The sequence below is a fragment of the Paenibacillus sp. Negev47 genome, from assembly GCF_058313655.1.
On record NZ_CM177754.1, the window covers coordinates 1,448,451 to 1,471,979 of the forward strand.

Below are 23,529 nucleotides of genomic sequence, written 5' to 3' on the forward strand. Positions count from 1 at the left end.
TGTAACCTTAACACGGTTGTTTGAGCAGAGAATCTAATAGGGGAGTGGGCGGAATGAAACGACGGTTGGTGATGTGCATGTTGGTCTTACTGTTGGTTATGTCAGGGTTAGCTCTATTTCCCGGAGAGAAAGTGTATGCTTGCAGTTGTGTCGAGAGTGATGTTCAAGAGAGATTGAAGACGAACACAACGGTGTTTACAGGAGAAGTGGTGAAGAAGGGACGTTCTCAACAATCGAAGCATGATGGCTTATTAAGAGAGTATACCTTTGATGTAGAAACTGCATGGAAGGGGGTTAAGGCCAAAAAGATGAAGATCCTGGGGAGTGACGGAGGATCTTCGTCGTGTGGTATTCAATTTGAAAAGAATCAATCCTATCTGATCTTTGCTTATCAATCTGAAGTGGATCAAAAGCTGCATACGAATCTGTGCAGTGGCAATGTTCCTATGGAACAAGCGGGAGACGACTTGAAATTGCTGGGCGCGGGAAAGGTTGTAAGTAAAGAAGATTTTGGAGAACCCAACGAAGGGCGAAGTGGGCCTTTCTATCTCATCATATACGGTGCAATCATTTTATTGGCAGCGTTGACAGTAGTGTGGGTCTGGAGACGAAAGAAAAGAATCTGATCGCAGGTCTGATGTAAAAGTTGGATTGTATAACATGAGGTTTGTATGACGGAAAAAGAAACTAATCCCCGTACAGAATGTTAAGGTTCATTAACTTTCTATACGGGGATTTTCAGGAGTAGCGTCAAAATTATATCCATTTGGGGTCGGGACTATCGATCCGATGGAACTATATAAATTGAACTAAACATTTACACAAAACGGAGAGGACAGAAAAAACTTGAAGAAGCGGAGCGTTCGCCTTTATCACCGGATTTTCCCTTTATAAAAGGGATCAGAAAAATCTGGGGATAACAGCGATCAGAAGGTTATTCTGTCATCGGAGTGGCCAGTGTAAATATTCTTTAGTTCACTTTGTATAGTTTAACTGCAACATGTATTCATAAGCCGTGATACCGAATACCCGTTTGAAATGTCGGTTCAGATGGGTCAGATCGACAAATCCGCAATCGGCAACAGCTGCATAGACGTCTTTCTGCATTTCAATGGCTTGACGGGCACGCTCAACCTTGCAGTTCAAGAAAAACTGGTAGGGGGATATGCCCGCGTGTGACTTGAATTCGCGGATAAATTGAAACTTGGACATGCCAAATTCGGAGCTCAGGTTGTCCAGCTTGAGCACATCTTCGGTACTGCAAAACATGATTTCCTTCGCTTTTCTAACCAGGCTGTCCTGAGGCAACCAAAGCTTGGTATCCATCTCCTTCTGAGCCAGAAGGTGAACCAGATCGAAGAGCCGTTCGCTGCACTCGGCTTCGTCCTGTCTGAGTTGAACAGCGTCGTTCAACATTAGGATGTTACGTGCAAGCTCGGGATCATAGACGATGGGGTTTACAAAACGCAATTCCTTTTTACCTATAATCTCCTCTACCAATTCCGGCTTCAAATACAGCATCACATAGTCAATGCCAGCCTTATCATAAGAGCTTCCATCATGAGACTGTTCACGGTTGAACAACATGACACCATTTTGGTGAGAAGCCTGATATTGTCCGTCCAGGTTGTATTGTTGAATGCCGCGCAGGGTTACGCCCACCGCATACTCTTCGTGGCAATGTTTTTTGTATGCAAAATCAGTAAAGCTGGCGGATAGTGCCAGCACGTCTTGCGACTTTTTATAGTTAAACCGTTCCATGCAGCACACCTCCCAAGCTTTAGATTAATCCGGATACTATAATGGCTGAGTATAACAAAAAAAGGGCCATGAGAATACTTAGTAATTTTTGGTGTCGATTCAGTAATGTCTTGAAGACCGTACCGAACACAACCCAACTGGAATAGGCCAGAAAACCGATGAAGGTAATGAGCAGCACGAACAGGAACGAAGAAAATGAATTTTGATAAAAGGGCAATACATAGCTTGGAATGACAGTGAAAGTAAACAAGACGACCTTTGGGTTCACAAATTGCATGATGAAACCGTTCCAGAATCCGGTAACTTGTTTCGGTGCATCCTCGGTGGTACCCATCTTGTAGATCTGGTACGCCAGATAAACCATGTACATGCCGCCGACGATCTGCATCACCTTCAGGATTCCGGGCAATACTCCGGCAAGAAGTTGATTGAGAAAAGCTGATGCGGTAAGCAGCAGACCAAATGCCAGCGTAGCTCCCCACACATATTGCATCGTTTGACGCGCCCCAACCTGCTGCACGGAAGAAAGAATTACGATATTGCTGGGGCCGGGGGTGAATGTAACGACGATGCAGTAGATTAAAAAAGATGCAAGATTCATGTTGATGCTCTCCTCAGGTTGTAGTTTAGTTCCATGATCATCATACGTCCAGAGGGAGAAACCATATAGTACATTATTGCAGCAGGTACATGGTTAGCAACAGGAGCTTCCTTTTTAAAAGAAGAGGGGGAGTTTTCTTTTTGAATGATTGCGTTTACAATTTATACGAAGTACAAGGTGATCAGACTACTTGAGGAAGTGAACAGAATGAAAAAAATGCTGCTGGTTTATATTTTGCTAATCTCAGCATTTGCGCTGTATGTATTGAGATTCGAATACACCAGTCAGGTAAACAGTTCATGGGAGGACCGGGGGTTGCGCGGCGATATCGGGGAGACGTATATCATGATTACATTCCAGTCCGGGCTAGAGTATTGGAAGAGCCCGCTCAAAGGCTTCGAAGATGCCGCGGATGCGCTTGGCGTGACCGTAGAATATCGCGGGGCTACCCGGTATGATGCGAAAGAGCAGACCATGGTGATTGAGCAGGCCATCGCTCGTAAACCCGCAGGCATTGCCATATCTGCGATCGATCCGCAATCGCTAATTCCAGCCATTAACAAGGCAATCGACGCAGATATCCCTGTTGTATTATTCGACGCGGATGCACCTGGTAGCCAGGCCTATTCTTTTCTTGGGACAGATAATTATAAGTCGGGTGTAATGGCTGCCGATAAAATGGCTGAACTGCTGGGTCGTGAGGGAGAGGTCGCGGTATTAACCCTGCCTGGACAACAAAATCATGAAGAACGCACGAAGGGCTTCCGCGATACGATTGAGGAGAGATACCCAACCATGCAGGTCGTTGAAGTTGCAGACGGACATGGTGATGCGATGGTATCCAGAGATGAAACACTGAGAATGATGATGGAACGTCCGGAGCTGGCGGGTATTTTTGTAACTGAAGCCACTGGAGGAGCAGGAGCGGGTGAAGCCGTTCAAACTGCCGGGGACAGACATCCAGTGCAGATTATTTCGTTTGATACGAATAAGGCTACATTGGATATGATCAAGAACGGTACGATCTCGGCTACGATTGCACAGGGAACCTGGAACATGGGATATTGGTCACTCCAATATTTGTTCCATCTGCATCACCAGTTAACGGTTCCTGCCCCATCCTCATCTGGTGAAAATGCACCGCTCCCCGTGATGGTGGACACAGGTATCTCTGTGGTGACTCGATCAGATGTGGATGATTATTATGCCAAATAACAAGAAGTATTCCAAGAGGTCGAGGCGCTGGAGCATGAGAGATTTTCTCTCAACTTTCAGGAACTGGATTCGGCGTTTACGCTTGCGTAATATGCCCCTTCGCTACCAGCTGATGCTGCTTTTTCTGCTATTCGCCATTGTACCTTCCGTAGGACTCGGGTTGCTTGTGAACTGGACGGTGGAGCGGGTAGTGGAGCGACAGGTTGAAGGGCATACCATGCAACTGATTGGCAAAGTGAATGAAGCTCTGAACAGCAAGATGGAGAATTTGCAAAACATGACGTATCTGATTGCGTTTGACCCGGAAGTTGATGCTTTTATGGACGACAAAATGCCACCGAATGATGATGCAGGCATCGAACCGATGAACATGGACACAGATGCCGAAACGGAGCAAAATCGGTTATATGGCATCAAGCAAACCTTGCAGGGGTTCACAACGTTGTATCCTGAAATCGCCGGAATTGTTCTCGTCAATGGAAGTGGTGATTATATTAGCAACGAGATGTATCCCCGAGATGAGCAGAGCCTGACCCAGGAAAGTTGGTACCAAAAAGCTTCGGCCAATCCGGGCATTTTCATGGTATTGGGTCAGCCAAAAGAGCGTAATCTCACGACACATGTACGGTACAAGGATGATGAGATTGTAACGGTTGCGCGTTCCATAACGGATGAAGCGACAGGACGTGTGCGTGGCGTTATTATGATTGATCTTAAACTAAGGTCCGTCTCTCAGGCTGCCCGTAATGTAACCTTGGGGAAATCCGGTTATGTGATGGTGACGGATGGAGAGGGTCAAAGTGTGTACAAGCCGGAACATCCGCTAATAGAACACATCCCTACAGACTGGTTCCCCTCCGGGGAGAGTGGAACGTTTACCGCCGAAACAAAGGGTGGAGCGTTATTATTCATGTACCAATCGTCTACTTTTACGGGTTGGAGAACGGTCGGGGTATTTCCTACAAGAGAATCGATATCCGAAGTACGCCAAATCCAGTTTTACGTGGTTAGCTTTGTATTTGTGGTGTGCTTGTTCGGCCTGAGTGCCTCTTTATGGTTCTCGCGTTCCATTGCTCAGCCCATTTTCCGGCTCATGTCCTATATGCGCAGGGCGGAGACCGGTAATCTCAGAGCAGGCCGATGGAGTGATCGCGCTGATGAGATTGGCATGCTTGGCAACAGTTATAACCGAATGCTGGCACAGATTCGACAACTGATATCGCTAAATGAATTGCGGGAGCGGCAGAAGCGCGACGCTGAAATGCGAAGTTTGCAGGAGCATATCAAACCTCACTTTTTGTACAATACCCTGGATACGATTCATTGGATGGCACGCAAAGAGGGTGCAGCAGATGTATCCGGCATGGTTAGTGCGTTATCTCGATTATTTCGCATAGGGCTTAGTAAAGGACAGGATTATATTCCGCTACACTCCGAGATTGAGCATATGACCAGCTATCTGCAAATTCAGCAGACACGATACCGTGATCGTCTTCAGTATACATTGAATATTCCAGAGGAGCTGCGGGATCTTTTCGTGTTAAAGCTGCTTCTTCAGCCTCTGGTAGAGAATGCAATCTATCATGGAATCAAGGGCAGGCGTGGGCCGGGACACATTCGTGTGGAGGCCAGATTAGAACATAGCAGACTGCTGCTGACCGTTCAGGATGATGGAGCGGGGATGTCCAAAGAACGGCTTGCCGAGATGCAGCATCTGCTCAAAGCTCCTTTGGCAAGTTTGGAAGCGTCTTCGCCTGGTATAACGGGCAAAAGCTATGGAATGTTGAATGTACAGGCACGTATCCGACTGTCCTTTGGCGATGAGTACGGTATTGTGCTGGAGAGCGAGGAAGGTGAAGGAACTAGTGTGACCGTCATTCATCCGTTGATGCGAGAGCTTCCACCAACGCAGCAATTCAATAACGAAGAGAGGCAGGAGAGTGAATGGAAAAATTCATAAAACCGACAGCGATGACTTTCACTGAAACAGATGATATATACGCATCAACCAACGTAATTGAAAATTCTCCGGATAGCCACATGGCGAAGAAGTACCGCGTACTCATCGCCGATGATGAGCCGATCATTCGTGAGGGAATTCGGGATGCAATCGACTGGGAGGCTCTCGGAATGGAGGTTGCGGGTGAAGCAGAGGATGGTGAAGAAGCACTGGAACGGGCTGCTGACTTGGGTGTGGATATTGTTCTCGTCGATATGAATATGCCATTCCTGAACGGAATTGAACTAATTCGTGCTCTGCAGCAGAAGTGCCCGGGCTGTCGTTACCTGATCATTTCGGGACATGATGAATTTGCATATGCGCAGGAGGCGGTTCGTCTTGGCGTAGAGGATTACATCTTAAAGCCTGTACAAGCAGATCAATTATATGCTGCGCTTGAGCGATTGCATCAGCGGCTTACTGAAGAGCATCAGAGGACGTCATATGTACAACAGGCAGCCCATCAGATTGAACGCAATATCCCCTTGCTTCGCCAGCGATTTATGCTGGAATGGCTGGAAGGGCAGGCTGAGGGGAAAAATCTGACCGAGCAGCTTGTGTTTTTGCGTTTGCCCGCCATCCCACCTGTGCAGATCGGGATCGTGCGCTGGCCTGCAGCTGAAGCACGTCAGACGATTATGAGAGAGAATGATCGTCAGTTATTTCTGTTTGCAGTGGAAAATATAATCAGTGAACTGCTGGGAGACCTGCATCATGTCCTGTTTCGGGACGCAAGCGGATTGATTGGCATGTGTCTGTGGCAGGAAGCCCCTGAAGAAATAAAGTCCCTTCTGGAACAGCAGATCAGTTCTTGCCTCAATATTGCCATTCATGCTCATGTGGAGACACATGCAGGAACACTGGAGGAAACGCCGGAAACGTACCGTCATTGCCGTGAACTGGTATACGGGGAAGTGCAGTTGTCCCCTCTGGTTCGGCGGGCAAGACAACTTATTCATGAAGACTATGCCGAACGGGAACTGACCTTGGAATCGCTTGCTTCCCGTCTACAAGTCTCTGCCGTATACCTTAGTCGTGTACTGAAGAAAGAGCTGAACGATTCCTTCGTCACGCTCGTCACACATGCTCGCATTCGAAAGGCTATACAGTTGCTGGACTCAACAACACTGCCAATTCACACCATATCCGAGCGTGTAGGTTATGACACCCAGCATTATTTCAGCACCGCGTTCAAAAAAACAATGGGCATTTCGCCTGCGCAGTATCGAAAGAACGGAGGGACGGCTCATCGTCCTTCAGCGAATCGAATATAGTACTACAGTTGTTCATTCCGACGTGTGATGAATGAGATGGATATGTTCTACTTCGTGTGAGGCGAAGTGGAGCATGTCCTTTTTTTGATCCTGAAATGATCCTTCATGGATTACACTCGCAATTGACGTTTTCATCAAAAGTTAAATTTTTATAAAAAAGGTTCAAAACGTGCAAAGACCTTGCGGCATCTCGGATGCTACCATTGGTCTCAGATAGGAACGGCAAGCAACAGGATGCACCACATGCATTGTAAGCGTTATCTTAAAACTCATTCAGAACCGTATGACGTGAGGAAAGGGGAACTTCATATGAAAAAAGGAGCAATGCTCATCTTGTTTCTGGTGATGACTTTGATGCTCTCGGCCTGCAATCTGGCAGAGAGTGGTCCAGGCAGCAAGGAGAAGGGATATGTCGGTATATCGATGCCAACCAAATCATCAGAGCGATGGGTGGGAGACGGGGAGAACATGGTCCGTCTGTTTCAGGAGCAGGGGTACAAAACCGATCTTCAGTATGCTGAGGATGTGGTCGAAAATCAGATTTCCCAGATTGAGAACATGATCACCAAAGGCGTGGATGTGATGGTCATTGCGTCCGTGGATGGCAACACACTAACGGATGTAATCCAGAAGGCGCATGATGAAGGGATACAAGTGATCTCGTATGATCGGCTCATTCGCAATACTCCCTATTTGACCTATTACGCCACGTTCGACAACTTTAAGGTGGGTGTGCTTCAAGCTTCCTACATTGAACAAAAGCTCGGACTTAAGGAAGGAAAGGGACCATATAACATTGAGCTGTTTGGCGGGTCTCCGGATGATAATAACGCCTATTTCTTCTTCGATGGTGCGATGTCTGTCCTGAAGCCGTACATCGATTCCGGCAAGCTGGTTGTACGCAGCAAGCAGATGACGATGGCCCAGATTGCAACCTTGCGCTGGGATGGTGCACTGGCCCAGTCACGGATGGATAACCTGCTTAGTGCCTACTACTCGGGTGATAATCTGGATGCAGTTTTATCTCCTTATGATGGAATCAGCATTGGTATTATCTCATCCTTGAAAGGGATCGGTTATGGTACTTCGAACAAGCCGCTGCCTGTCATTACGGGTCAAGATGCCGAACTTGCCTCGATCAAGTCGATTGTTGCCGGGGAACAGACGCAAACCGTGTTCAAGGATACGCGGAAGCTAGCCGAGCAGACGGTAGAGATGGCCAATAGTATTTTGCAAGGAAAACAGGCGGAAGTTAATGATGCAACATCATATAACAATGGGATTAAGGTTGTCCCGGCGTATCTCTTGGATCCGATCTCCGTGGACCGTACGAATGTGGAGCAGGATATCGTTGGTACCCAGTATTACACGAAGGAAGAAATCGGACTGAAATAATGAATGAAAGGAGCACATCTCATGGCTGGAATCATTCTGGAAATGAAGAACATCACCAAAACCTTTCCTGGCGTCAAAGCGCTGGAAAATGTCAATCTGAAAGTCCGGGAAGGCGAAATTCATTCCATATGTGGTGAAAATGGCGCAGGTAAATCTACGTTGATGAAGGTGCTGAGCGGTGTATATCCACATGGCACGTATGAAGGCGATATTTTATTTCAGGGCAAAAAGTGTGAGTTCAAGGATATCAAGCAAAGCGAGGATCTGGGAATCGTCATTATCCATCAAGAGCTGGCTTTGATTCCCTACCTTTCGATCGCGGAAAATATATATCTGGGAAATGAACGTTCCAGCAGAGGAATCATCGACTGGAAGGAAACTTTTGTGGGTACACGGGAGCTGCTCTTGAAGGTGGGGCTGAGCGAAAATCCAAACACGCTGGTATCCAGCATCGGCGTAGGCAAGCAGCAACTGGTCGAAATTGCGAAAGCGCTCTCCAAAAAGGTGCGGCTGCTTATTCTGGATGAACCAACTGCTGCGCTGAATGAGGACGACAGTGAAAATTTGCTGCAATTAATGCTGGAATTCAAGAAACAGGGCATCGCCTGTATCCTGATCTCGCACAAGCTGAATGAGGTATCCAAGGTATCCGATTCCGTGACCATTTTACGGGACGGCAAAACGATTGAGACGTTGGATATGAAAAAGGAAAAAGTGACGGAGGACCGGATTATTAGCGGGATGGTAGGACGTGATCTCACCAGCCGATATCCGGAGCGTCATGCCACCATAGGGGAAATCATCCTTGAGGTAAAGGACTGGACGGTATATCACGAACATCATGCCGAGCGAAAAGTACTGGATCAGATCCATATGAATATCAGACGTGGTGAGATTGTAGGGATTGCCGGGCTGATGGGCGCTGGGCGTACCGAGCTTGCCATGAGTATCTTTGGCAAATCCTATGGCCGGAATATTTCGGGACAGCTCATCAAGGATGGTAAACCGATCCACAACAATACCGTCACAGAGGCCATTCAGAATGGGTTTGCTTATGTGACAGAAGACCGCAAGGAATACGGACTCATTTTGATGGATGACATCAAGCGCAATATTTCCTTAACGGGTCTGAGCAAGTTGACGCGAAACGCGGTAGTGAACGAGCGCGAAGAAGTACTGGTAGCGGAAGAGATGAAGAAAAGCATGAATATCAAAGCACCAAGTATTTTGCAGAAGACCGGCAATCTGAGTGGTGGTAACCAGCAAAAAGTGGTGCTCAGCAAATGGATTTTTGCCGGACCGGATATTCTTATCCTGGATGAACCCACCCGCGGTATTGATGTGGGAGCGAAATTCGAAATCTATACCATCATTCATCGGCTTGCTGCTGAGGGCAAGGGCGTACTGGTAATCTCATCCGAGCTTCCGGAGGTTCTTGGCCTGTGTGACCGGATCTATGTGATGAATGCCGGGCGAATCACCGGTGAAGTCAGCCGGGAGCAAGCATCGCAGGAAACGTTGATGAGATATATGACCAAGTCTGGAGGCGGCAAGCATGGAAATGATAACAAAACTGTTCAAAAATAATATCCGTCAATACGGCATGATTATTGCCCTGGTAGTGATTATGCTCTTGTTCGAGGTACTGACAGGCGGGCTGTTGCTCAAGCCGATTAATATTACGAATCTGATCTTGCAGAACAGCTACATTTTGGTGCTGGCGATCGGAATGGTGCTGGTCATCATTACCGGGCATATTGACCTGTCTGTCGGTTCCATTGCAGCCTTTGTCGGTGCCGTTGCCGCGATTATGATGGTTGATTGGCAGCTTCCGGCTTGGCTTGCAGTCATCGCTTCCTTGCTGGTTGGCGCTTTGATCGGTGCATGGCAAGGCTTCTGGATCGCCTATGTGCGAATTCCGGCATTTATCGTGACGCTGGCAGGTATGTTGCTGTTCCGCGGCTTGACGATGATCGTGCTGGAGGGGCAGTCGATCTCTCCTTTTCCGGGTGGATTCCAGAAAATAAGCTCGGGCTTCCTGGCGGACATTCAATTCTCAGGTTTCGGTCTGGTATCCATTATTGTGGGTCTTGTGCTCACCGTCTGGTACATCGTTAATGAATTGCGGGAACGCCGCTCCCAGCGAAAATATGGATTTGAGGTCGTTTCACAGGGACTGTTTCTGCTCAAGCTGATTGTAGTGGCTGTCGTGACGAATCTGTTTACGTTTGTCCTCGCAAGTTATGCGGGTATTCCGAATATCCTGGTCCTGCTGTTTGTCTTGATCGTCGTGTACTCCTTCGTGATGAATCGTACCGTCATGGGACGTCATGTGTATGCGCTTGGAGGTAATGAGAAGGCCGCAGGTCTGTCCGGAGTCAAAACGAAAAAGGTAACCTTCTGGGTTTTCGTGAACATGGGTACACTTGCCGCAGTATCCGGTTTGATCTTCGCCGCACGTCTGAATGCTGCTACGCCAAGGGCGGGTACCAACTTCGAGCTGGATGCCATTGCGGCCTGTTTCATCGGTGGTGCTTCCGCTTCAGGGGGTATAGGTACGGTATTTGGTGCCATTATCGGTGGTTTGGTAATGGGTGTGCTGAATAACGGGATGTCCTTGATTGGTCTCGGCATTGACTGGCAGCAGGGGATTAAGGGATTGGTCCTGCTGCTGGCCGTAGCGTTTGATATTTATAATAAAAATAAAAGATCGGCGTAGCACTTGATAAAATGAAAAAACAGACCATGATCTCAGGATCAGGTCTGTTTTGCTGTATGCCCAACTTATTTACATCAAGGCATCGAGGAAACGTGTGGCGATTCCAAAGTAGATAAACAGGGACAAGATATCATTCAATGTGGTGATTAACGGGCCAGAGGCGACAGCAGGGTCGACTTTGAAACGACTAAGTAGAAGCGGGATGCATGTACCGGTCAGTGTACCAATGACCAGAGTGAGGAACAGAGACACCCCGATAATGGCGCCCAGTAGCCAGTCCCCTTGCCAGAAATAAGCAATGACGGTGATCAGTAATCCGCATACCAAGCCAATCATCGTGCCTACTTTGATCTCCCGACCAATCAGTGCGAGTACGGTGGCTTTGTCGAGCTTGCGTCCGATCAGTCCACGTACCACAACAGCCAGAGATTGCGTTCCTGTGTTCCCCGTCATACCGGCAATCATCGGCATGAAGAATGCCAGTGCCACAACCTGATTCAGTGTATCCTCGAAGAAATCCACGATACTTCCCGAGATTAGTCCAATCAAGAGAAGCAATATGAGCCAGGGAAGCCTGCGTCTGACGGCAACGAGTGGTTTGGTATCAAAGTCGATATCTTTACCACCACCACCCATCTTGGCCAAATCTTCACTGGCTTCATCCATAATAATATCAATGACATCATCCATCTGAATGATACCGCATAGCCTGTGATTCTCATCCACCACCGGAAGCGCATTGAACTCATAACGCTGCAGAAGCTGTGCCGCTTCTTCCTGGTCCATATCCACTGTTGCATGAATTACCCGCCGGGTCATCAGTTCTTCAACCTGGGTCTTGTCGTCAGCCAAGGCAAGAGATCGATAACTCACGACACCAACCAGTTTACCTTCATCATCGGTCACATAGAGGTAACTGGAGGCGGAGATATGCATGGTACCTTGGGATTGCCGTAGGGCTTCCTTCGCTGTCTCATGAGAGAGCAGGGTCCGGTACCGATCTGTCATGATGCGTCCTGCTGTCTCCGGCGGATAACTAAGCACGGATCGGATAATGGCAGAGTGATCCAGGTTCATGTTGGACAGCAATTCTTCTCTGCGTTTGGCAGGCAAATCGTGCATGAACCGGATCAGATCACTTTTGTCCATCTGCTGCATGACTTCAAGCGTTCGTTCCGGCCCGAGTCGTTCAAACAGCTGAATCTGTTCGTGCAGCTTCAAGGTCTCGGCGAGATCCGCAAGGGCATCGGGTTTGAACAGGAGCAGAAACCGATTGATTTCTTCTTCAGGGAACTTTTTATATACAAGTGATAGGTCGTAGGGATGCAGTTCTTTCACCAATGTATAGAAATCGGGCAGGTTCCCAGATTGCACATATTGTACGAGTTGTCCGGTGATCTCTTCAACAGAAAAATCTTTCCTGGAATCAGATTCTTTCATATCGACACTCCTTTCTAAACGGTTAGCTTCATATTTTTAAACGGAATGGGTTAGCGGTTAAACAATGAATGGAAAATGAGAGTACCAAAATGATATTGTAATCTTGCTCAAACATTCGATATGGGCTTACAAACAGTCGCTGCAAGGATATACTTGTTGTACAGCAACAAACGAGGAGGACATGTGCGAGTGGAAGCAGATATCAGAACACAATTGCTCAGCCTGGCTGAGCCGGAATATCAGAAATTCTCAGCTGCGCTCATTCCTAATATCACCAATGTACTAGGTGTGAGATTGCCAGCTTTACGGAAGATTGCCAAACAGATTGCTGCCGGGGACTGGCGCACGTATCTGGAGACGGCAGACGATGAATACTTTGAAGAAGTGATGCTGCAAGCGATGGTGATTGGACATGTACAGGCCGATCTGGACGAGCTGCTGAAGGCCATTGAAGCATTTGTACCGAAGATCGACAATTGGTCGGTGTGCGACAGCTTCTGTGCAGGACTGAAATATACGAAGGTGCATTCGGAGCCAATGTGGTCGTTTTTGCAGCCCTATCTGAGATCAGATCAGGAATATGAAATCCGGTTTGGCGTGGTGATGCTGTTGAATTTTTATCTGGATGAGCGATATATCGATCAGGTTCTAACTGCATTGGATCAGATCCGGCACGAGGCGTATTATGTGAAAATGGCAGTCGCCTGGGCCATCTCGATGGCTTATGTGAAACAACCTGAAGTGACCATGCGTTATCTGAAGCATAATACCCTGGACGATTTTACGTATAATAAGGCACTTCAGAAAATCACGGAATCTTATCGCGTGGATCCGGAGAGCAAGCAGATCATCCGCAGTATGAAACGAAAGGTGAAGAAGCAGGTTACCTCCTAGCATTAAGCATTCCACCGGGAAGAGGGCGATAAACGGATGAGAAAAAAGTTGATGTACACCACGATGCAGTTGGACGGTCGTCCATGGGTGCTGCTGGCTACGGAACATGGATTGTGCCGAGTGGTTATGCCCAATGAAACACTGGAGGACTGGGGCGGCTGGGTACAAAAAGTTGCACCTGGTGTGGAACTGGAAGAGAACGAGGATGCTCTGAAACGAACAGGTATGACGGACTGGCTGCAGTCCTATTTTGCAGGGAAAACCATGGCTTATACAGATGCAATCCCACTGGACTTGATCGGAACGAACTTCCAGCAGGAGGTATGGAGAGAGCTAGGGCGTGTGCCTTACGGAGAAATTCGGACCTATGGTGACATCGCCGCTGCGATTGGAAGACCTTCGGCTGTGCGAGCAGTTGGTGCTGCAAATGGAGCCAATCCAATTCCGGTTCTGTTACCATGTCACCGTATTATCGGGGCGAATCGCAAGCTGACCGGATTCCGTGGAGGCCTGGAGATGAAGCGCAGACTACTGGATATCGAACAGATTGAAGGCGTGACCGATGGAGGGCATGCGCGGTTTCATTTTTAATGCAGGCACTTCATTGTGCCTGTTTTTTGCATTTATTAAAGTAGAGTAATGTAAACGATCCGCGTATGGAACACCAACGTTTTACATATTTTTGTACGGTGAAACCGTATGGTACCATATGGATCATAGATCAATTGGTATCCGGGAGACGTAATGCCGGGTGAGAAAAGAGGGATGACACATGAAGCAGGCCTACTGGTTAACCAATGTGACTTTGGAACGGAGTTATGTTCGAGAAGGGGACCAGGTGACGGGGACACGGACAAGCCCTGCTCATCTACGGATTGAAGATGGAGTGATCGCGGAGATTGTGGAAGGAAACGACCCGCTGTCTAGCGATCTACGACAAGTAAATGGCAAGGGACTTTTGCTGCTGCCTTCGTTCGAGGAGGCACATATTCATCTGGATAAAACGTACTACGACGGGCCGTGGACAGCAGTAAAGCGGATCTCTAGCATTTTCGAACGTATCGAAGAAGAGAAGGTTCTGTTGCCCAAGTTGCTACCAGATGCGAAGCGCCAAGCGGAGAGTATTCTGACCTTGATCCAGGGGTATGGCTCCACTCATGTACGTAGTCATTGTAATATAGAACCGGTCAGTGGATTGAAAAGACTGGAAGCGACGCGGCAGGCACTGGAATCATTTTCGGGTAAAATCTCTTCGGAAATCGTGGCTTTTCCGCAACATGGACTGTTTCGCTCCAATTCAGTGGAGCTTATGGGCCAAGCTATGAAGGAAGGTGCAACGCATGTGGGTGGACTTGATCCTCATACTGTGGACGAGCAGATCGAGAAATCACTGAACACCATGGTTGAACTGGCCGTTCAGCACCAGGCGGGCATAGATATTCATCTGCATGATGGCGGACAGGCGGGCAAACAAACGTTGCTGGAACTCGCGAATCTGACCGAAACAGCAGGGCTTCAGGGCAAAGTTACGGTAAGTCATGCATTCTGGTTCGCCCGCGCAGAGCAGCAGGAAGCAGAAGACATGGCGCAGCGAATGGCCTCGCTCGGGATGGGCATTGCTTCCACGGTGCCCATTGGCAGAACGATGATGCCTCTTCCCATGCTCCACCGTATGGGTGTGAACGTGAAGCTGGCCACAGACAGCCTGACGGATCATTGGTCTCCTTTTGGCAATGGGGATCTGCTTGAGAAAGCGGGACGCTTTGCAGAACTGTATGGATACAGTGACGAACTGTCCTTGTCTCAATCTTTGGCATTCGTAACAGGCGGTATTACACCGCTTGATTCACAAGGGGAACAAGTCTGGCCGAAGGTAGGCGACACCGCGAGTTTTGTATTGGTGCATGCGAGTTGTTCGGCGGAAGCCGTTGCGAGACGATCTGCGCGGCAGGCCGTATGGTACAAGGGCCAATTGGTGAGCGGATCGACAGCGGATTGAGGAAAATAGAGCGTCTAGAGCCACGGGAAACCGTGGCTTTTTTCCATGGGAGAAAAAGAGGAAGGAACTGTTCGCATATACCACATTTTGGGTTATGATGGACGTAGTTAATGAAGGGGCAATTCCAATGAAGATTGAATATGCAACGGAAGCCGACTACGAATATATTATTGAGAGAGATCGGCATGTCCATCAGCCACTTGTGAAAACGAAGATTATATTGATCAAGAAAATCTAGTAAATAAGCTGCAAGGAGAGATGATTGTGGATGTAAAGCAAGAGAGAAGTGATTGCCAGCAAATCAGGCTATCGCATGTTCCGCATAACATTGCGGCTAACTCGTTATATAAGCATTGCGGATTTCAGGACACGGGTGAATTTGAGGACAACGGTGATATCATTTTAAGTTATCAGATGAGGTAATGGGAGGGGAAGTTTGATGATAAGAGAGGCAGAAGCTAGAGATGCAGCAGTTATTGAAAGGTTATATAAAGAATTATTGCCGAACAACTTAAACACAAAGGTACTGGCAGAACGGATCGAAGAAGTTCGGAATAATCCAGACAGTTTCTTGTTCGTTTATGAGATGGGAAATCAGGTGATCGGCACGGCTCATTTGCATATTTGTCTGGATGCTCTGGTGGAGAATAGACCCTTTGGCGTAGTTGAGCGGGTTATGATTACGGAACATGTGCAGAGCAAGGGATATGGATCTGAATTGATGAAACATATAGAGCATGTGTGTGTGCAGAAAAATTGTATAAAGGTGTTTCTAACCAGTGGATCATCCAGAAAAGAAGCACATCACTTTTATACGAAACTGGGATACAACGGAGATTCCAGCAAGGCCTTTAAAAAGTATTTATAACATTCATCAGGGAAAAGGAAGTAGAAAGAGCAAAATGAAAGATAACAAACATCCGGTTCAAGATCTCCGACTTATCGTTACCTTGCTCGTGGCTACTTTATGTTGTCTAGGTGTTGTTATGTATTTACGTGCTCAAACAGATACGAATATGTATCACTTTTTAAGCTGGGATATGTTCCTGGCATGGGTACCATTCATCATCTCATCTTGCATTAGATACATATTCAATAAGAAATTAACAACAACGAGCGTTATATGTATCGGGCTGATGTGTGCAGTTTGGCTATTTTTGCTACCGAATTCGGCCTATCTTTTTACAGAGATCCTGCACTCATTCAGATATTTCGATGCTCAAGGGGAAACCAGATTCTGGGTCAATATTGATTTTTGGTATAGTCTTACTCTGACGTTTGCTGTAGCTATAATAGGATTGCTTCTCTCGACTTGTTCGATTATTCAAATCCATGGCATGTTAAACAAATTAGTCAATAAGTACATTAGCATGATGGTTATAGGCGTTATTTTGCTCTTAAGCAGTATAGGAGTCTACATTGGAAGATTTAATCGGTGGAATTCGTGGGATGTGTTGTCGAGGCCTGGGGAGATCTTTGTGGATCTTGTAAATGATTTCTATGCAGCGAATAGCATGATGGTTGAGTTTGTGGCTATCGTATTTACAGTTCAAGTTTTTGGATACGTTATTGTGTCCTTGCTAACCGCAAGGTCTGGCAACTAATCTCCATTTGATTACAATTTTATAAAAACAACGCCAGAGCTTGCATACCTGACTTTCGTATTTTGAGAATCCGTTTAAGGACATGTTGGATTTGTTCGAACATTTGGAGGCACAGAAAGTGTTAATTCATGTTCACGGGGTGGAATATCTAAAGGTTCTTTAATTGGTACAATTAATTAAAATTGAGGAGGAATGACGTATGGGTTTAACCGAGTGGTCCACAGATATTCTTCAATATGATCTTTCGGATGAATATTCGCTTCGAATGGCTGAGCCTGCGGAGTGGGGCGTATATTGTTCCGTTTATTATAATATGCGTTATGTTGGCTTTTTTAGGGAAGAAGAATTCAGTTCCTCGAAGAGTAACGCTTATTGGATCTACAAGGAAGAATGCAAAATAGGCGGGGTACGAATGGAGCCTAACTAGATTTATCATTTGTTCTTTATACCACCATTCCAACATTCATTTGAGGTACTCAAGCTTCTAAGAAATATGTTAATGCAATGGTCAGATCGTACAAAACGTATACAGACATTTGAAGTTCTTCCAGACCAAGTGGATCTATACGCAAGAGCTGGATTCTGGCCAGTGGAGTTCAGATGTCGCTGGATGCAGCGGCCTACAGATCATTTTGAGATCGAGTGGGACAGCAGAGTAACTGTAAAGAGTCTGGAAATTATCGAAGATGAATCGGGTACCCGAAAGTATATGAATGAGGCTGAAATTGCTCAATGTGATCTGGATAGTTTTGCAGGAAGTCTTGAAGCTACACGAAGAAATAAGACCTCCCTTGCGGATTTTATACCTGACGAAGATCCCAATTATACGAATGAGATTCTTACTCAGGCATCTACACTTGTATACGATAAGGAAACGGGGCAGCTTATTGCCAACTGTCGCCTTTGTCTGCAAGACAATCAGGCTGCCGTATATAGCATAGGGGTTCGTCCGGCATTTAGAGGAAGAGGGCTTGCTACACAGATGTTACAGAGAGCATTGAATGCGCTTAAGGGTGAGTATCCCGTTCTGCGATTGTATGTAATGCAGGGAAATGATGCCGAGTCCGTATATCTGAATATGGGATTTATTCCGGGCGTACAGGAGATTCAGACAATGTATATTCCAGAGGAGGAATCACAATGAAGGTTGCCATCTTAACCGATATTCATGGGAATGTTCCTGCGCTTCAAGCGGTATTAGCTGATATCGATTCCAGAGTGGATGTTGAGCATACATTTTGTTTGGGAGATATGATTGGCATCGGCCCTTACTCCAATGAAGTGATTGAGATGTTATACAGTCGTGAAAATATGATAGCGATCTCAGGGAATCACGAAGAGGCCGTATTGAGTTTGCTTCAAACTAAGGGTCCATTAGAAGGGCACAAAGGCATGGCTGAGCATCATGAATGGATTGGTCAGCATTTGAGTGCAGAATCGATCAAGAGAATACAAGCTCTACCGAAATTCGTTGAAAAAGAGGTCGAAGGACATCGGTTTCTTTTGACTCACTATCATATGAACAACGACAAGCTGGATGTCATCGATAAAGAATCATCCGGAACCAAATTGGACACAAAGTATCAGAATACGGCCTATGATTTGGTTTGTTTTGGTCATCATCACATTCTTCATTATTATAAGACAGATCAACGAATCTATATGAATCCGGGAGCTTTAGGCTGTAACGATCTTGCCATTGCCAGATACGGGATCGTGGATCTCCAAGTGGGCAAACTGGATGTGAAATTCATTGGCGTTCCATATGACAACAGGGAGTATCTGCAATCGTATGAACGGTTGAACGTTCCAGATCGGGCTTTTATTTTGAAAGCATTCCATGGGAATCAGTTGGAGAGAGAGGGTATATAGGGGACAGTAAACGTTCGTAGTAATGAGTTGCTTCTGAAAGGAGAGATGTATGTGGGGATGATCATTATGTTGGTGGTGTATCTGTTTCTCGGTATTTATGTCGTGAAAATTGGAATAGATAACTCAAAAAGTAGCCAACACACAAAAGAAATATTATCAGAGTTAAGGGAAATTAAGGACCTGTTGAAAGAGCAAAGGTGAAGATTGATTAGGTATGTGCTTCAAATTATCTGAGGAACAGCATTTTCCGATGTATCCCTCTCCTGCAGGTCAGGAAAGGGATGATTCCTGTGCAGTGAGCCGAATTAACTCAATACACGAATAACAATATCCTGATCATGATTACCAAAACCGGAACCATAGATCGTTAAACCACCCACGTTGGGGCTTTCCTCGTCAACTGTGAAACGTAGCGTCCAGAACGGCTCGCTAAGCTTAATATCCGCGAGTGTGATGTCCGACATCCGCTCACCATCCATATAGGTACCAGAGGCATCAATGCGAATGGTCTTCAATAATCCATACTGATTCACATTGCGATGCCACCATTCTGGTGTATATTTGCCTCGCGCTGCTCTGCCAAAGTCGGCAGGGCTTGTCCACGTTCCGAGAGAAACACTATTGAAGGTGAATCGAATATCCGAAGGCCAATGATCCCGTAATCCCGGAGCTTCAGACGCCAGTTCCATCGAAATCTCAATAGCATCGGTTGTCTGGTCAGGAAGGACAAAGTTTGGAGTTTTATATTCGACATAGCCCTTCCCAAACCACAAGATAGCGGCGTGTACACGTTCGGGATCAAGAAAGTAGCGCGGATCGTCCCATACGCCGATTTCCTTCTCAAGAGTTCCTAGCCCACAGGTTGGATGAATATCAAAAGCAGTGTAGTGCCCGACGGCTATCGTCTGCTCTTTGGTTCGTGAAGTTCGGCTTGCGGATGGCAGCTCGATCTCAATCTGATTTTGCTTGAGGTAACATAATTTGTGTGTTCCTCCGTTGATCCGAACTCGTCTGCTTCCAATTAGCCCCGCATCCTCCAGTTTGCGAATATGCATCGTGACAATGGAGGGGCTAAGCTCTAATGCTGCCGCAATATCCTTCACATTCTTCTCGCGATCTGCAATCATATCCATGATTCTCCATCTGACTTCGCTTGCCAGCGCCTCATATAAAGGAAGGGACTGGGGCTCTCCATTTGCTTTGATCATCGGTACAACTCCCTACCCTTAATCTATAAAATCACATATATATTAATTTAATAAAATTAGCTCCAAGATGCAATCCAGATTCATTGCAAGTTTACACCCAATAGTGTTTAATTTTTTTAGTTGCTACGAAGTTGAATTCTTATATTTATGAATTTTATTATTAGAGGTGGAGTGTAATGAAATACAATAATCCTGTTATTAAAGGTTTCTATCCAGATCCTAGTGTGATCAAAGCCAACGATACGTACTATATGGTGTGCAGTTCTTTTCAATACTTTCCGGGCGTACCGCTCTTTGAGAGCAAGGATTTGCTGAATTGGAAGCAGATTGGTCATTGTCTCACTCGTAAAAGTCAGATTCAGTTGGAAACTGTGAACAGTTCCGGGGGTGTATTTGCCCCAACCATCAGGCACAATGACGGGCGTTTCTACATGGTGACAACGAATGATACGACGCATCAGAATTTCTATGTATGGACGGACGATATCTACGGAGAATGGTCTGAGCCTATCTATGTGGATCAAGGCGGGATTGATCCGGATTTGTATTTTGAAGATGGGAAGACCTTGTTTATGAGTAACGGGGTAGATGATGAGGGTGTTGGTGGAATCGTCCAGTGTGAGCTTGAGATTGAAACTGGCCGCAAACTGACCCCGAGTCGTTCGATATGGAACGGAACAGGTGGGCGATATCTGGAAAGCCCGCATCTGTATAAAATAAATGGATACTACTACCTGCTTGCAGCTGAGGGCGGCACGGAGTATGGTCACATGGTTACGTATGCTCGGGGAACTTCTTCTTCGGGACCGTTCGAAGCCTATGCGCACAATCCGGTTTTAACTAACCGCAATCTAGGTGGATATGAGTTACAGGGTGTGGGTCATGGTGACCTGGTTGAGGATGATCTGGGGAACTGGTGGCTCTTTCACTTGGGATTCCGGCAGATTGGCAGATGGGCTACGTACCATCATCTGGGCCGGGAGGTGTTCCTGACTCCGGTTACGTTTGGTGAAGACGGATGGTTTACAGCTGGGCATGAAGGTACGACGCTGACGAGTTTTGAGACCAATCGTATTCCGGGCACGGTGATCCAGCAGGATAAGAAGAATTATACGTTTGAAAATACCGACTGGAACCTCGACTGGTGTTATCTTCGTCATCCGAATACAGAGCATTATCAACTTGAGTCAGACAAACTTACGCTAAGAGGAACTGAAGTGACGCTGGACGTTCCGGCATCGCCGACGTTCATTGGGTTACGTCAAAAAGACTTTAATGCTACAATCTCTGTCGATGTCAGTCTAACGAACGGCGAAGCTGGTATCACGATTTACATGGATGAGAATCATCATTATGAAGTGGCAATTCGTCAGGAGCAGAACGGCTATAAGGTGATCGAGCGTCTGAATATCGGTGATATCAAATCGATTGAACATGAAGTGGATCTGGGAAATAAACAGCATGCAACGCTAGTTATCCGTTCAAGTCAGGAACGATACAGCTTCCTGCTTCAAGCAGATGGTAAAGAGATTCTGCTAGGCGCGTCACAGACGAGATACCTTTCCTCGGAGGTGGCAGGAGGTTTTACAGGCGTACTTATTGGTTTGTACGCGAGTGGACAAGATGCTTCGGCTGAGTTTACAAATTTCAAATGTGAATATCATTAAGAAGTGAAGGGGAGGGCTTAAGGGTCCTTCTCTTTTTTTTAATGTGTGTCAAAATATAGATATATTAATACACGCCAATAGAGAAGAGGTGTTTAGACTAGGAAGAAGCTTCTGTTATCTTTATCGCATCCTTTAAATAATCTAAATGTAACAAAAGGTCAAAAGAACTTGTTATTTAATTATATAGCTTGATTGAATATCTAAGGAGGAGTTGCATGGAGGATCAATGGAGAATTGCAAAGTATGATCCGGCATGGCGTGATTTGTTTCTCGAAACGGGTTCGAAATTAAGAAAATCCAGATAAGACTAAACGATACTTTCGGGAAGTGCCCGGAAGCAGAAGGATACATATACATGTTAGACAGGATGGGAGTTTCTCTGAGCAGATGACCTTGCTGTTCAGAGACTATTTGAGGGAACATCAAGAAGATCGTCTGAAATATGCGGAAGAAAAGCACAGACTCATGTCATTGTATAAGGATCAGCGTCCCAAGTATGTTGAAGGAAAAGGACCGACGGTGTGGAGCATATTACAGAGAGCGCATAGTTGGTCTCAAGAAATCGGTTGGCAACCGGCAAAATCTGACGCATAAGAACATCCAATGAATAGAGAAACCTTTATTGGAGTGATGAGATGAATATGGGAAGAAAGCTGATGACGACCGTTTTAACCATTATTTGTTTTACTTTGGCTGCAAGTATCCTATCGATAAATAAGTCCTACAGTTTTGATTTTTATATTGTTGTTTATCTGGTATACGCGACTCCCCTGATCATATTGATCGGGCTACCTTTTGATATAGGATTGGAAGTCTTATTAAAAATGCGAGGAAGAAAGATTTGAATTAAATTGATTCGTCAGGAGGAAAGCAAGATGACAACGCATTGTGCACTTCTAATTATTGACGTACAGGTAGCGATGTTTGATGAGGCAGATCCTGTATATCAGGGGGAACAATTGCTTCAGAAGATCCAGATGTTAATTGCCAAGGCCCGTGAAGCAGGCCATTCCATCATATATATCCAGCACAGCGAAGAAGCAGGCAGTCCACTGGAACGAGGAACTCCGGGGTGGGCCATACATCCGTCCATCACACCGATTGCTGGTGACCTCGTGATTGAAAAGGAGACACCGGATTCGTTTCACGAAACCGATCTGCATCTGAAATTGCAAGAAAATGGTGTGACGGAGTTGATCCTCACGGGTATGCAGACCGAAGTATGTGTAGATACAACTTGCCGCAGAGCGTTCAGTCTGGGATATACAGTCAATCTGGTTCTAGATGCGCACAGTACATGGCATTCAAACACGCTTAAAGCGGATCAGATTATACAGCATCACAATACGGTGCTGGGATTGTTTTCCAAAGTGGTGGATACGGAGAATGTGTTGTAATGATCCAAAATTCGAAACGAATCTGGGTAGTTGTAGGGGCGGTCGTCGTGCTCCTGATTATCCTGTATATATCTAAACCGAATATGAATACACTCATTTCAAGGGATCAAGTGGCAAGCTCAGAGATGAGCATCACTGTGTATACGAAGGTAAGAGACGGAGCCAAAATTAGTAATGAGGTTGTTGCGTTAAGCAGAGGAGACATTAATCGTATTGTCGGTTGGATAAACTCAGCCCTGGAATCAGCCCGAACATCAGTGGATAACGTTAGCGAAAGTATCATTGCAGGCATCGCTTTGAAGTTAAAGTATAACGCTGAGGTTAGAATACAATACGATCTTAAAGATATCTATATTACCCAAACACGTATGTTTAATAGAGATTCGAGATATATACTTGATCAAAAGGACTTAAGAGACTTTATGGATCAAAAGCTGGAGGGAACATACTTTGGAGAAGATCCCGTCAGTGATGAGTAAGGGGG

Annotated in this window: 23 protein-coding genes; 19 read left to right on the forward strand and 4 right to left on the reverse strand. The window is 46.2% G+C overall.

What is annotated here, in order from left to right; genetic code table 11:
• Window positions 1–53 precede the first annotated feature (53 nt).
• Window positions 54–626: a hypothetical protein gene (locus tag AC4G47_RS06675; RefSeq protein ID WP_491105382.1), complete on the forward strand. Its 573-nt coding sequence runs from the start codon at window positions 54–56 to the stop codon at window positions 624–626.
• 349 nt (window positions 627–975) lie between these two features.
• On the opposite strand, the gene AC4G47_RS06680 is transcribed toward AC4G47_RS06675, so the two are convergent.
• Both AC4G47_RS06680 and AC4G47_RS06685 read right to left on the reverse strand, forming a co-directional pair.
• Window positions 976–1,761, reverse strand: coding sequence for an AraC family transcriptional regulator (locus tag AC4G47_RS06680; RefSeq protein WP_491105384.1), 786 nt, complete (start codon window positions 1,759–1,761; stop codon window positions 976–978).
• Window positions 1,762–1,780: 19 nt separating this feature from the next.
• Window positions 1,781–2,362: a LysE family translocator gene (locus AC4G47_RS06685; RefSeq protein WP_491105385.1), complete on the reverse strand. Its 582-nt coding sequence runs from the start codon at window positions 2,360–2,362 to the stop codon at window positions 1,781–1,783.
• Window positions 2,363–2,569: 207 nt separating this feature from the next.
• Here AC4G47_RS06685 and AC4G47_RS06690 point away from each other — a divergent pair, with 207 nt between their 5' ends.
• The 6 genes from AC4G47_RS06690 to mmsB all read left to right on the forward strand — a co-directional run bounded on the left by AC4G47_RS06690 (window position 2,570) and on the right by mmsB (window position 10,964).
• Window positions 2,570–3,577 (forward strand): substrate-binding domain-containing protein, encoded by a 1,008-nt coding sequence (locus AC4G47_RS06690; RefSeq protein WP_491105387.1) that lies wholly within the window; start codon window positions 2,570–2,572, stop codon window positions 3,575–3,577.
• Between the two features lie 34 nt (window positions 3,578–3,611).
• Window positions 3,612–5,537, forward strand: coding sequence for a cache domain-containing sensor histidine kinase (locus AC4G47_RS06695; protein WP_491105388.1), 1,926 nt, complete (start codon window positions 3,612–3,614; stop codon window positions 5,535–5,537).
• Window positions 5,538–5,617: 80 nt separating this feature from the next.
• Complete coding sequence (locus tag AC4G47_RS06700) at window positions 5,618–6,850, forward strand: response regulator transcription factor (RefSeq protein WP_458127327.1); 1,233 nt, start codon at window positions 5,618–5,620, stop codon at window positions 6,848–6,850.
• Between the two features lie 309 nt (window positions 6,851–7,159).
• Window positions 7,160–8,245: a multiple monosaccharide ABC transporter substrate-binding protein gene (chvE, locus tag AC4G47_RS06705; protein WP_491105390.1), complete on the forward strand. Its 1,086-nt coding sequence runs from the start codon at window positions 7,160–7,162 to the stop codon at window positions 8,243–8,245.
• Between the two features lie 21 nt (window positions 8,246–8,266).
• On the forward strand, window positions 8,267–9,832 hold the full coding sequence (mmsA, locus tag AC4G47_RS06710; protein WP_491105391.1) for a multiple monosaccharide ABC transporter ATP-binding protein: 1,566 nt from the start codon (window positions 8,267–8,269) through the stop codon (window positions 9,830–9,832).
• The gene (gene mmsB, locus AC4G47_RS06715) at window positions 9,801–10,964 is read left to right on the forward strand and encodes a multiple monosaccharide ABC transporter permease (RefSeq protein ID WP_036674453.1); all 1,164 of its coding nucleotides are present in this window, start codon (window positions 9,801–9,803) and stop codon (window positions 10,962–10,964) included. Before mmsA ends, mmsB begins: the two co-directional genes overlap by 32 nt.
• A gap of 69 nt (window positions 10,965–11,033) precedes the next feature.
• Here mmsB and mgtE read toward each other — a convergent pair whose 3' ends face one another.
• Window positions 11,034–12,404: a magnesium transporter gene (gene mgtE / locus AC4G47_RS06720; protein ID WP_491105393.1), complete on the reverse strand. Its 1,371-nt coding sequence runs from the start codon at window positions 12,402–12,404 to the stop codon at window positions 11,034–11,036.
• 189 nt (window positions 12,405–12,593) lie between these two features.
• Here mgtE and AC4G47_RS06725 point away from each other — a divergent pair, with 189 nt between their 5' ends.
• The 8 genes from AC4G47_RS06725 (at window position 12,594) to AC4G47_RS06760 (ending at window position 18,773) form a co-directional block, all read left to right on the forward strand.
• The gene (locus AC4G47_RS06725) at window positions 12,594–13,298 is read left to right on the forward strand and encodes a DNA alkylation repair protein (protein WP_491105394.1); all 705 of its coding nucleotides are present in this window, start codon (window positions 12,594–12,596) and stop codon (window positions 13,296–13,298) included.
• A 36-nt stretch (window positions 13,299–13,334) separates the two neighbouring features.
• Complete coding sequence (locus AC4G47_RS06730; protein ID WP_491105395.1) at window positions 13,335–13,889, forward strand: methylated-DNA--[protein]-cysteine S-methyltransferase; 555 nt, start codon at window positions 13,335–13,337, stop codon at window positions 13,887–13,889.
• Between the two features lie 181 nt (window positions 13,890–14,070).
• Window positions 14,071–15,297, forward strand: coding sequence for an amidohydrolase (locus AC4G47_RS06735; protein ID WP_491105397.1), 1,227 nt, complete (start codon window positions 14,071–14,073; stop codon window positions 15,295–15,297).
• A gap of 439 nt (window positions 15,298–15,736) precedes the next feature.
• Window positions 15,737–16,165 (forward strand): GNAT family N-acetyltransferase, encoded by a 429-nt coding sequence (locus AC4G47_RS06740; RefSeq protein ID WP_491105398.1) that lies wholly within the window; start codon window positions 15,737–15,739, stop codon window positions 16,163–16,165.
• A gap of 172 nt (window positions 16,166–16,337) precedes the next feature.
• Entirely contained in the window at window positions 16,338–16,901 is a 564-nt protein-coding gene (locus tag AC4G47_RS06745; RefSeq protein ID WP_491106656.1) for a DUF1361 domain-containing protein, read from the forward strand.
• A gap of 199 nt (window positions 16,902–17,100) precedes the next feature.
• Window positions 17,101–17,328, forward strand: a complete 228-nt coding sequence (locus tag AC4G47_RS06750; protein ID WP_491105399.1) for a hypothetical protein — start codon at window positions 17,101–17,103, stop codon at window positions 17,326–17,328.
• Between the two features lie 72 nt (window positions 17,329–17,400).
• On the forward strand, window positions 17,401–18,045 hold the full coding sequence (locus tag AC4G47_RS06755; protein ID WP_491105401.1) for a GNAT family N-acetyltransferase: 645 nt from the start codon (window positions 17,401–17,403) through the stop codon (window positions 18,043–18,045).
• A complete protein-coding gene (locus AC4G47_RS06760) occupies window positions 18,042–18,773 on the forward strand; it encodes a metallophosphoesterase family protein (protein ID WP_491105402.1) in 732 nt (243 codons plus the stop codon). The genes AC4G47_RS06755 and AC4G47_RS06760 overlap by 4 nt, the downstream gene beginning before the upstream one ends.
• A 305-nt stretch (window positions 18,774–19,078) precedes the next feature.
• On the opposite strand, the gene AC4G47_RS06765 is transcribed toward AC4G47_RS06760, so the two are convergent.
• Window positions 19,079–19,981, reverse strand: a complete 903-nt coding sequence (locus AC4G47_RS06765; protein ID WP_491105403.1) for an ArsR/SmtB family transcription factor — start codon at window positions 19,979–19,981, stop codon at window positions 19,079–19,081.
• A gap of 176 nt (window positions 19,982–20,157) precedes the next feature.
• On the opposite strand from AC4G47_RS06765, the gene AC4G47_RS06770 reads away from it, so the two are divergent.
• The 4 genes from AC4G47_RS06770 to AC4G47_RS06785 all read left to right on the forward strand — a co-directional run bounded on the left by AC4G47_RS06770 (window position 20,158) and on the right by AC4G47_RS06785 (window position 23,524).
• Window positions 20,158–21,648 (forward strand): glycoside hydrolase family 43 protein, encoded by a 1,491-nt coding sequence (locus AC4G47_RS06770; protein ID WP_491105405.1) that lies wholly within the window; start codon window positions 20,158–20,160, stop codon window positions 21,646–21,648.
• A gap of 327 nt (window positions 21,649–21,975) precedes the next feature.
• Entirely contained in the window at window positions 21,976–22,242 is a 267-nt protein-coding gene (locus tag AC4G47_RS06775) for a GrpB family protein (protein ID WP_491105406.1), read from the forward strand.
• A gap of 281 nt (window positions 22,243–22,523) precedes the next feature.
• A complete protein-coding gene (locus AC4G47_RS06780; protein WP_491105408.1) occupies window positions 22,524–23,045 on the forward strand; it encodes a cysteine hydrolase family protein in 522 nt (173 codons plus the stop codon).
• Window positions 23,045–23,524, forward strand: coding sequence for a hypothetical protein (locus AC4G47_RS06785; RefSeq protein WP_491105409.1), 480 nt, complete (start codon window positions 23,045–23,047; stop codon window positions 23,522–23,524). The genes AC4G47_RS06780 and AC4G47_RS06785 overlap by 1 nt, the downstream gene beginning before the upstream one ends.
• Window positions 23,525–23,529: the final 5 nt, after the last annotated feature.

Excerpts from the sequence above, each read along its gene's own strand:
- AC4G47_RS06785 (WP_491105409.1), top strand. The coding sequence starts at position 23,045 with ATGATCCAAAATTCGAAACGAATCTGGGTAGTTGTAGGGGCGGTCGTC.
- AC4G47_RS06695 (WP_491105388.1), top strand. The coding sequence starts at position 3,612 with ATGAGAGATTTTCTCTCAACTTTCAGGAACTGGATTCGGCGTTTACGC.
- AC4G47_RS06765 (WP_491105403.1), bottom strand. The coding sequence starts at position 19,981 with ATGATCAAAGCAAATGGAGAGCCCCAGTCCCTTCCTTTATATGAGGCG.
- AC4G47_RS06675 (WP_491105382.1), top strand. The coding sequence starts at position 54 with ATGAAACGACGGTTGGTGATGTGCATGTTGGTCTTACTGTTGGTTATG.
- AC4G47_RS06760 (WP_491105402.1), top strand. The coding sequence starts at position 18,042 with ATGAAGGTTGCCATCTTAACCGATATTCATGGGAATGTTCCTGCGCTT.
- AC4G47_RS06700 (WP_458127327.1), top strand. The coding sequence starts at position 5,618 with ATGGCGAAGAAGTACCGCGTACTCATCGCCGATGATGAGCCGATCATT.
- AC4G47_RS06740 (WP_491105398.1), top strand. The coding sequence starts at position 15,737 with ATGATAAGAGAGGCAGAAGCTAGAGATGCAGCAGTTATTGAAAGGTTA.
- AC4G47_RS06755 (WP_491105401.1), top strand. The coding sequence starts at position 17,401 with ATGCAATGGTCAGATCGTACAAAACGTATACAGACATTTGAAGTTCTT.
- AC4G47_RS06770 (WP_491105405.1), top strand. The coding sequence starts at position 20,158 with ATGAAATACAATAATCCTGTTATTAAAGGTTTCTATCCAGATCCTAGT.
- AC4G47_RS06735 (WP_491105397.1), top strand. The coding sequence starts at position 14,071 with ATGAAGCAGGCCTACTGGTTAACCAATGTGACTTTGGAACGGAGTTAT.
- AC4G47_RS06680 (WP_491105384.1), bottom strand. The coding sequence starts at position 1,761 with ATGGAACGGTTTAACTATAAAAAGTCGCAAGACGTGCTGGCACTATCC.
- AC4G47_RS06685 (WP_491105385.1), bottom strand. The coding sequence starts at position 2,362 with ATGAATCTTGCATCTTTTTTAATCTACTGCATCGTCGTTACATTCACC.
- mmsA (WP_491105391.1), top strand. The coding sequence starts at position 8,267 with ATGGCTGGAATCATTCTGGAAATGAAGAACATCACCAAAACCTTTCCT.
- AC4G47_RS06730 (WP_491105395.1), top strand. The coding sequence starts at position 13,335 with ATGAGAAAAAAGTTGATGTACACCACGATGCAGTTGGACGGTCGTCCA.
- mmsB (WP_036674453.1), top strand. The coding sequence starts at position 9,801 with ATGGAAATGATAACAAAACTGTTCAAAAATAATATCCGTCAATACGGC.
- AC4G47_RS06745 (WP_491106656.1), top strand. The coding sequence starts at position 16,338 with ATGTTCCTGGCATGGGTACCATTCATCATCTCATCTTGCATTAGATAC.
- chvE (WP_491105390.1), top strand. The coding sequence starts at position 7,160 with ATGAAAAAAGGAGCAATGCTCATCTTGTTTCTGGTGATGACTTTGATG.
- AC4G47_RS06780 (WP_491105408.1), top strand. The coding sequence starts at position 22,524 with ATGACAACGCATTGTGCACTTCTAATTATTGACGTACAGGTAGCGATG.
- AC4G47_RS06750 (WP_491105399.1), top strand. The coding sequence starts at position 17,101 with ATGGGTTTAACCGAGTGGTCCACAGATATTCTTCAATATGATCTTTCG.
- mgtE (WP_491105393.1), bottom strand. The coding sequence starts at position 12,404 with ATGAAAGAATCTGATTCCAGGAAAGATTTTTCTGTTGAAGAGATCACC.
- AC4G47_RS06690 (WP_491105387.1), top strand. The coding sequence starts at position 2,570 with ATGAAAAAAATGCTGCTGGTTTATATTTTGCTAATCTCAGCATTTGCG.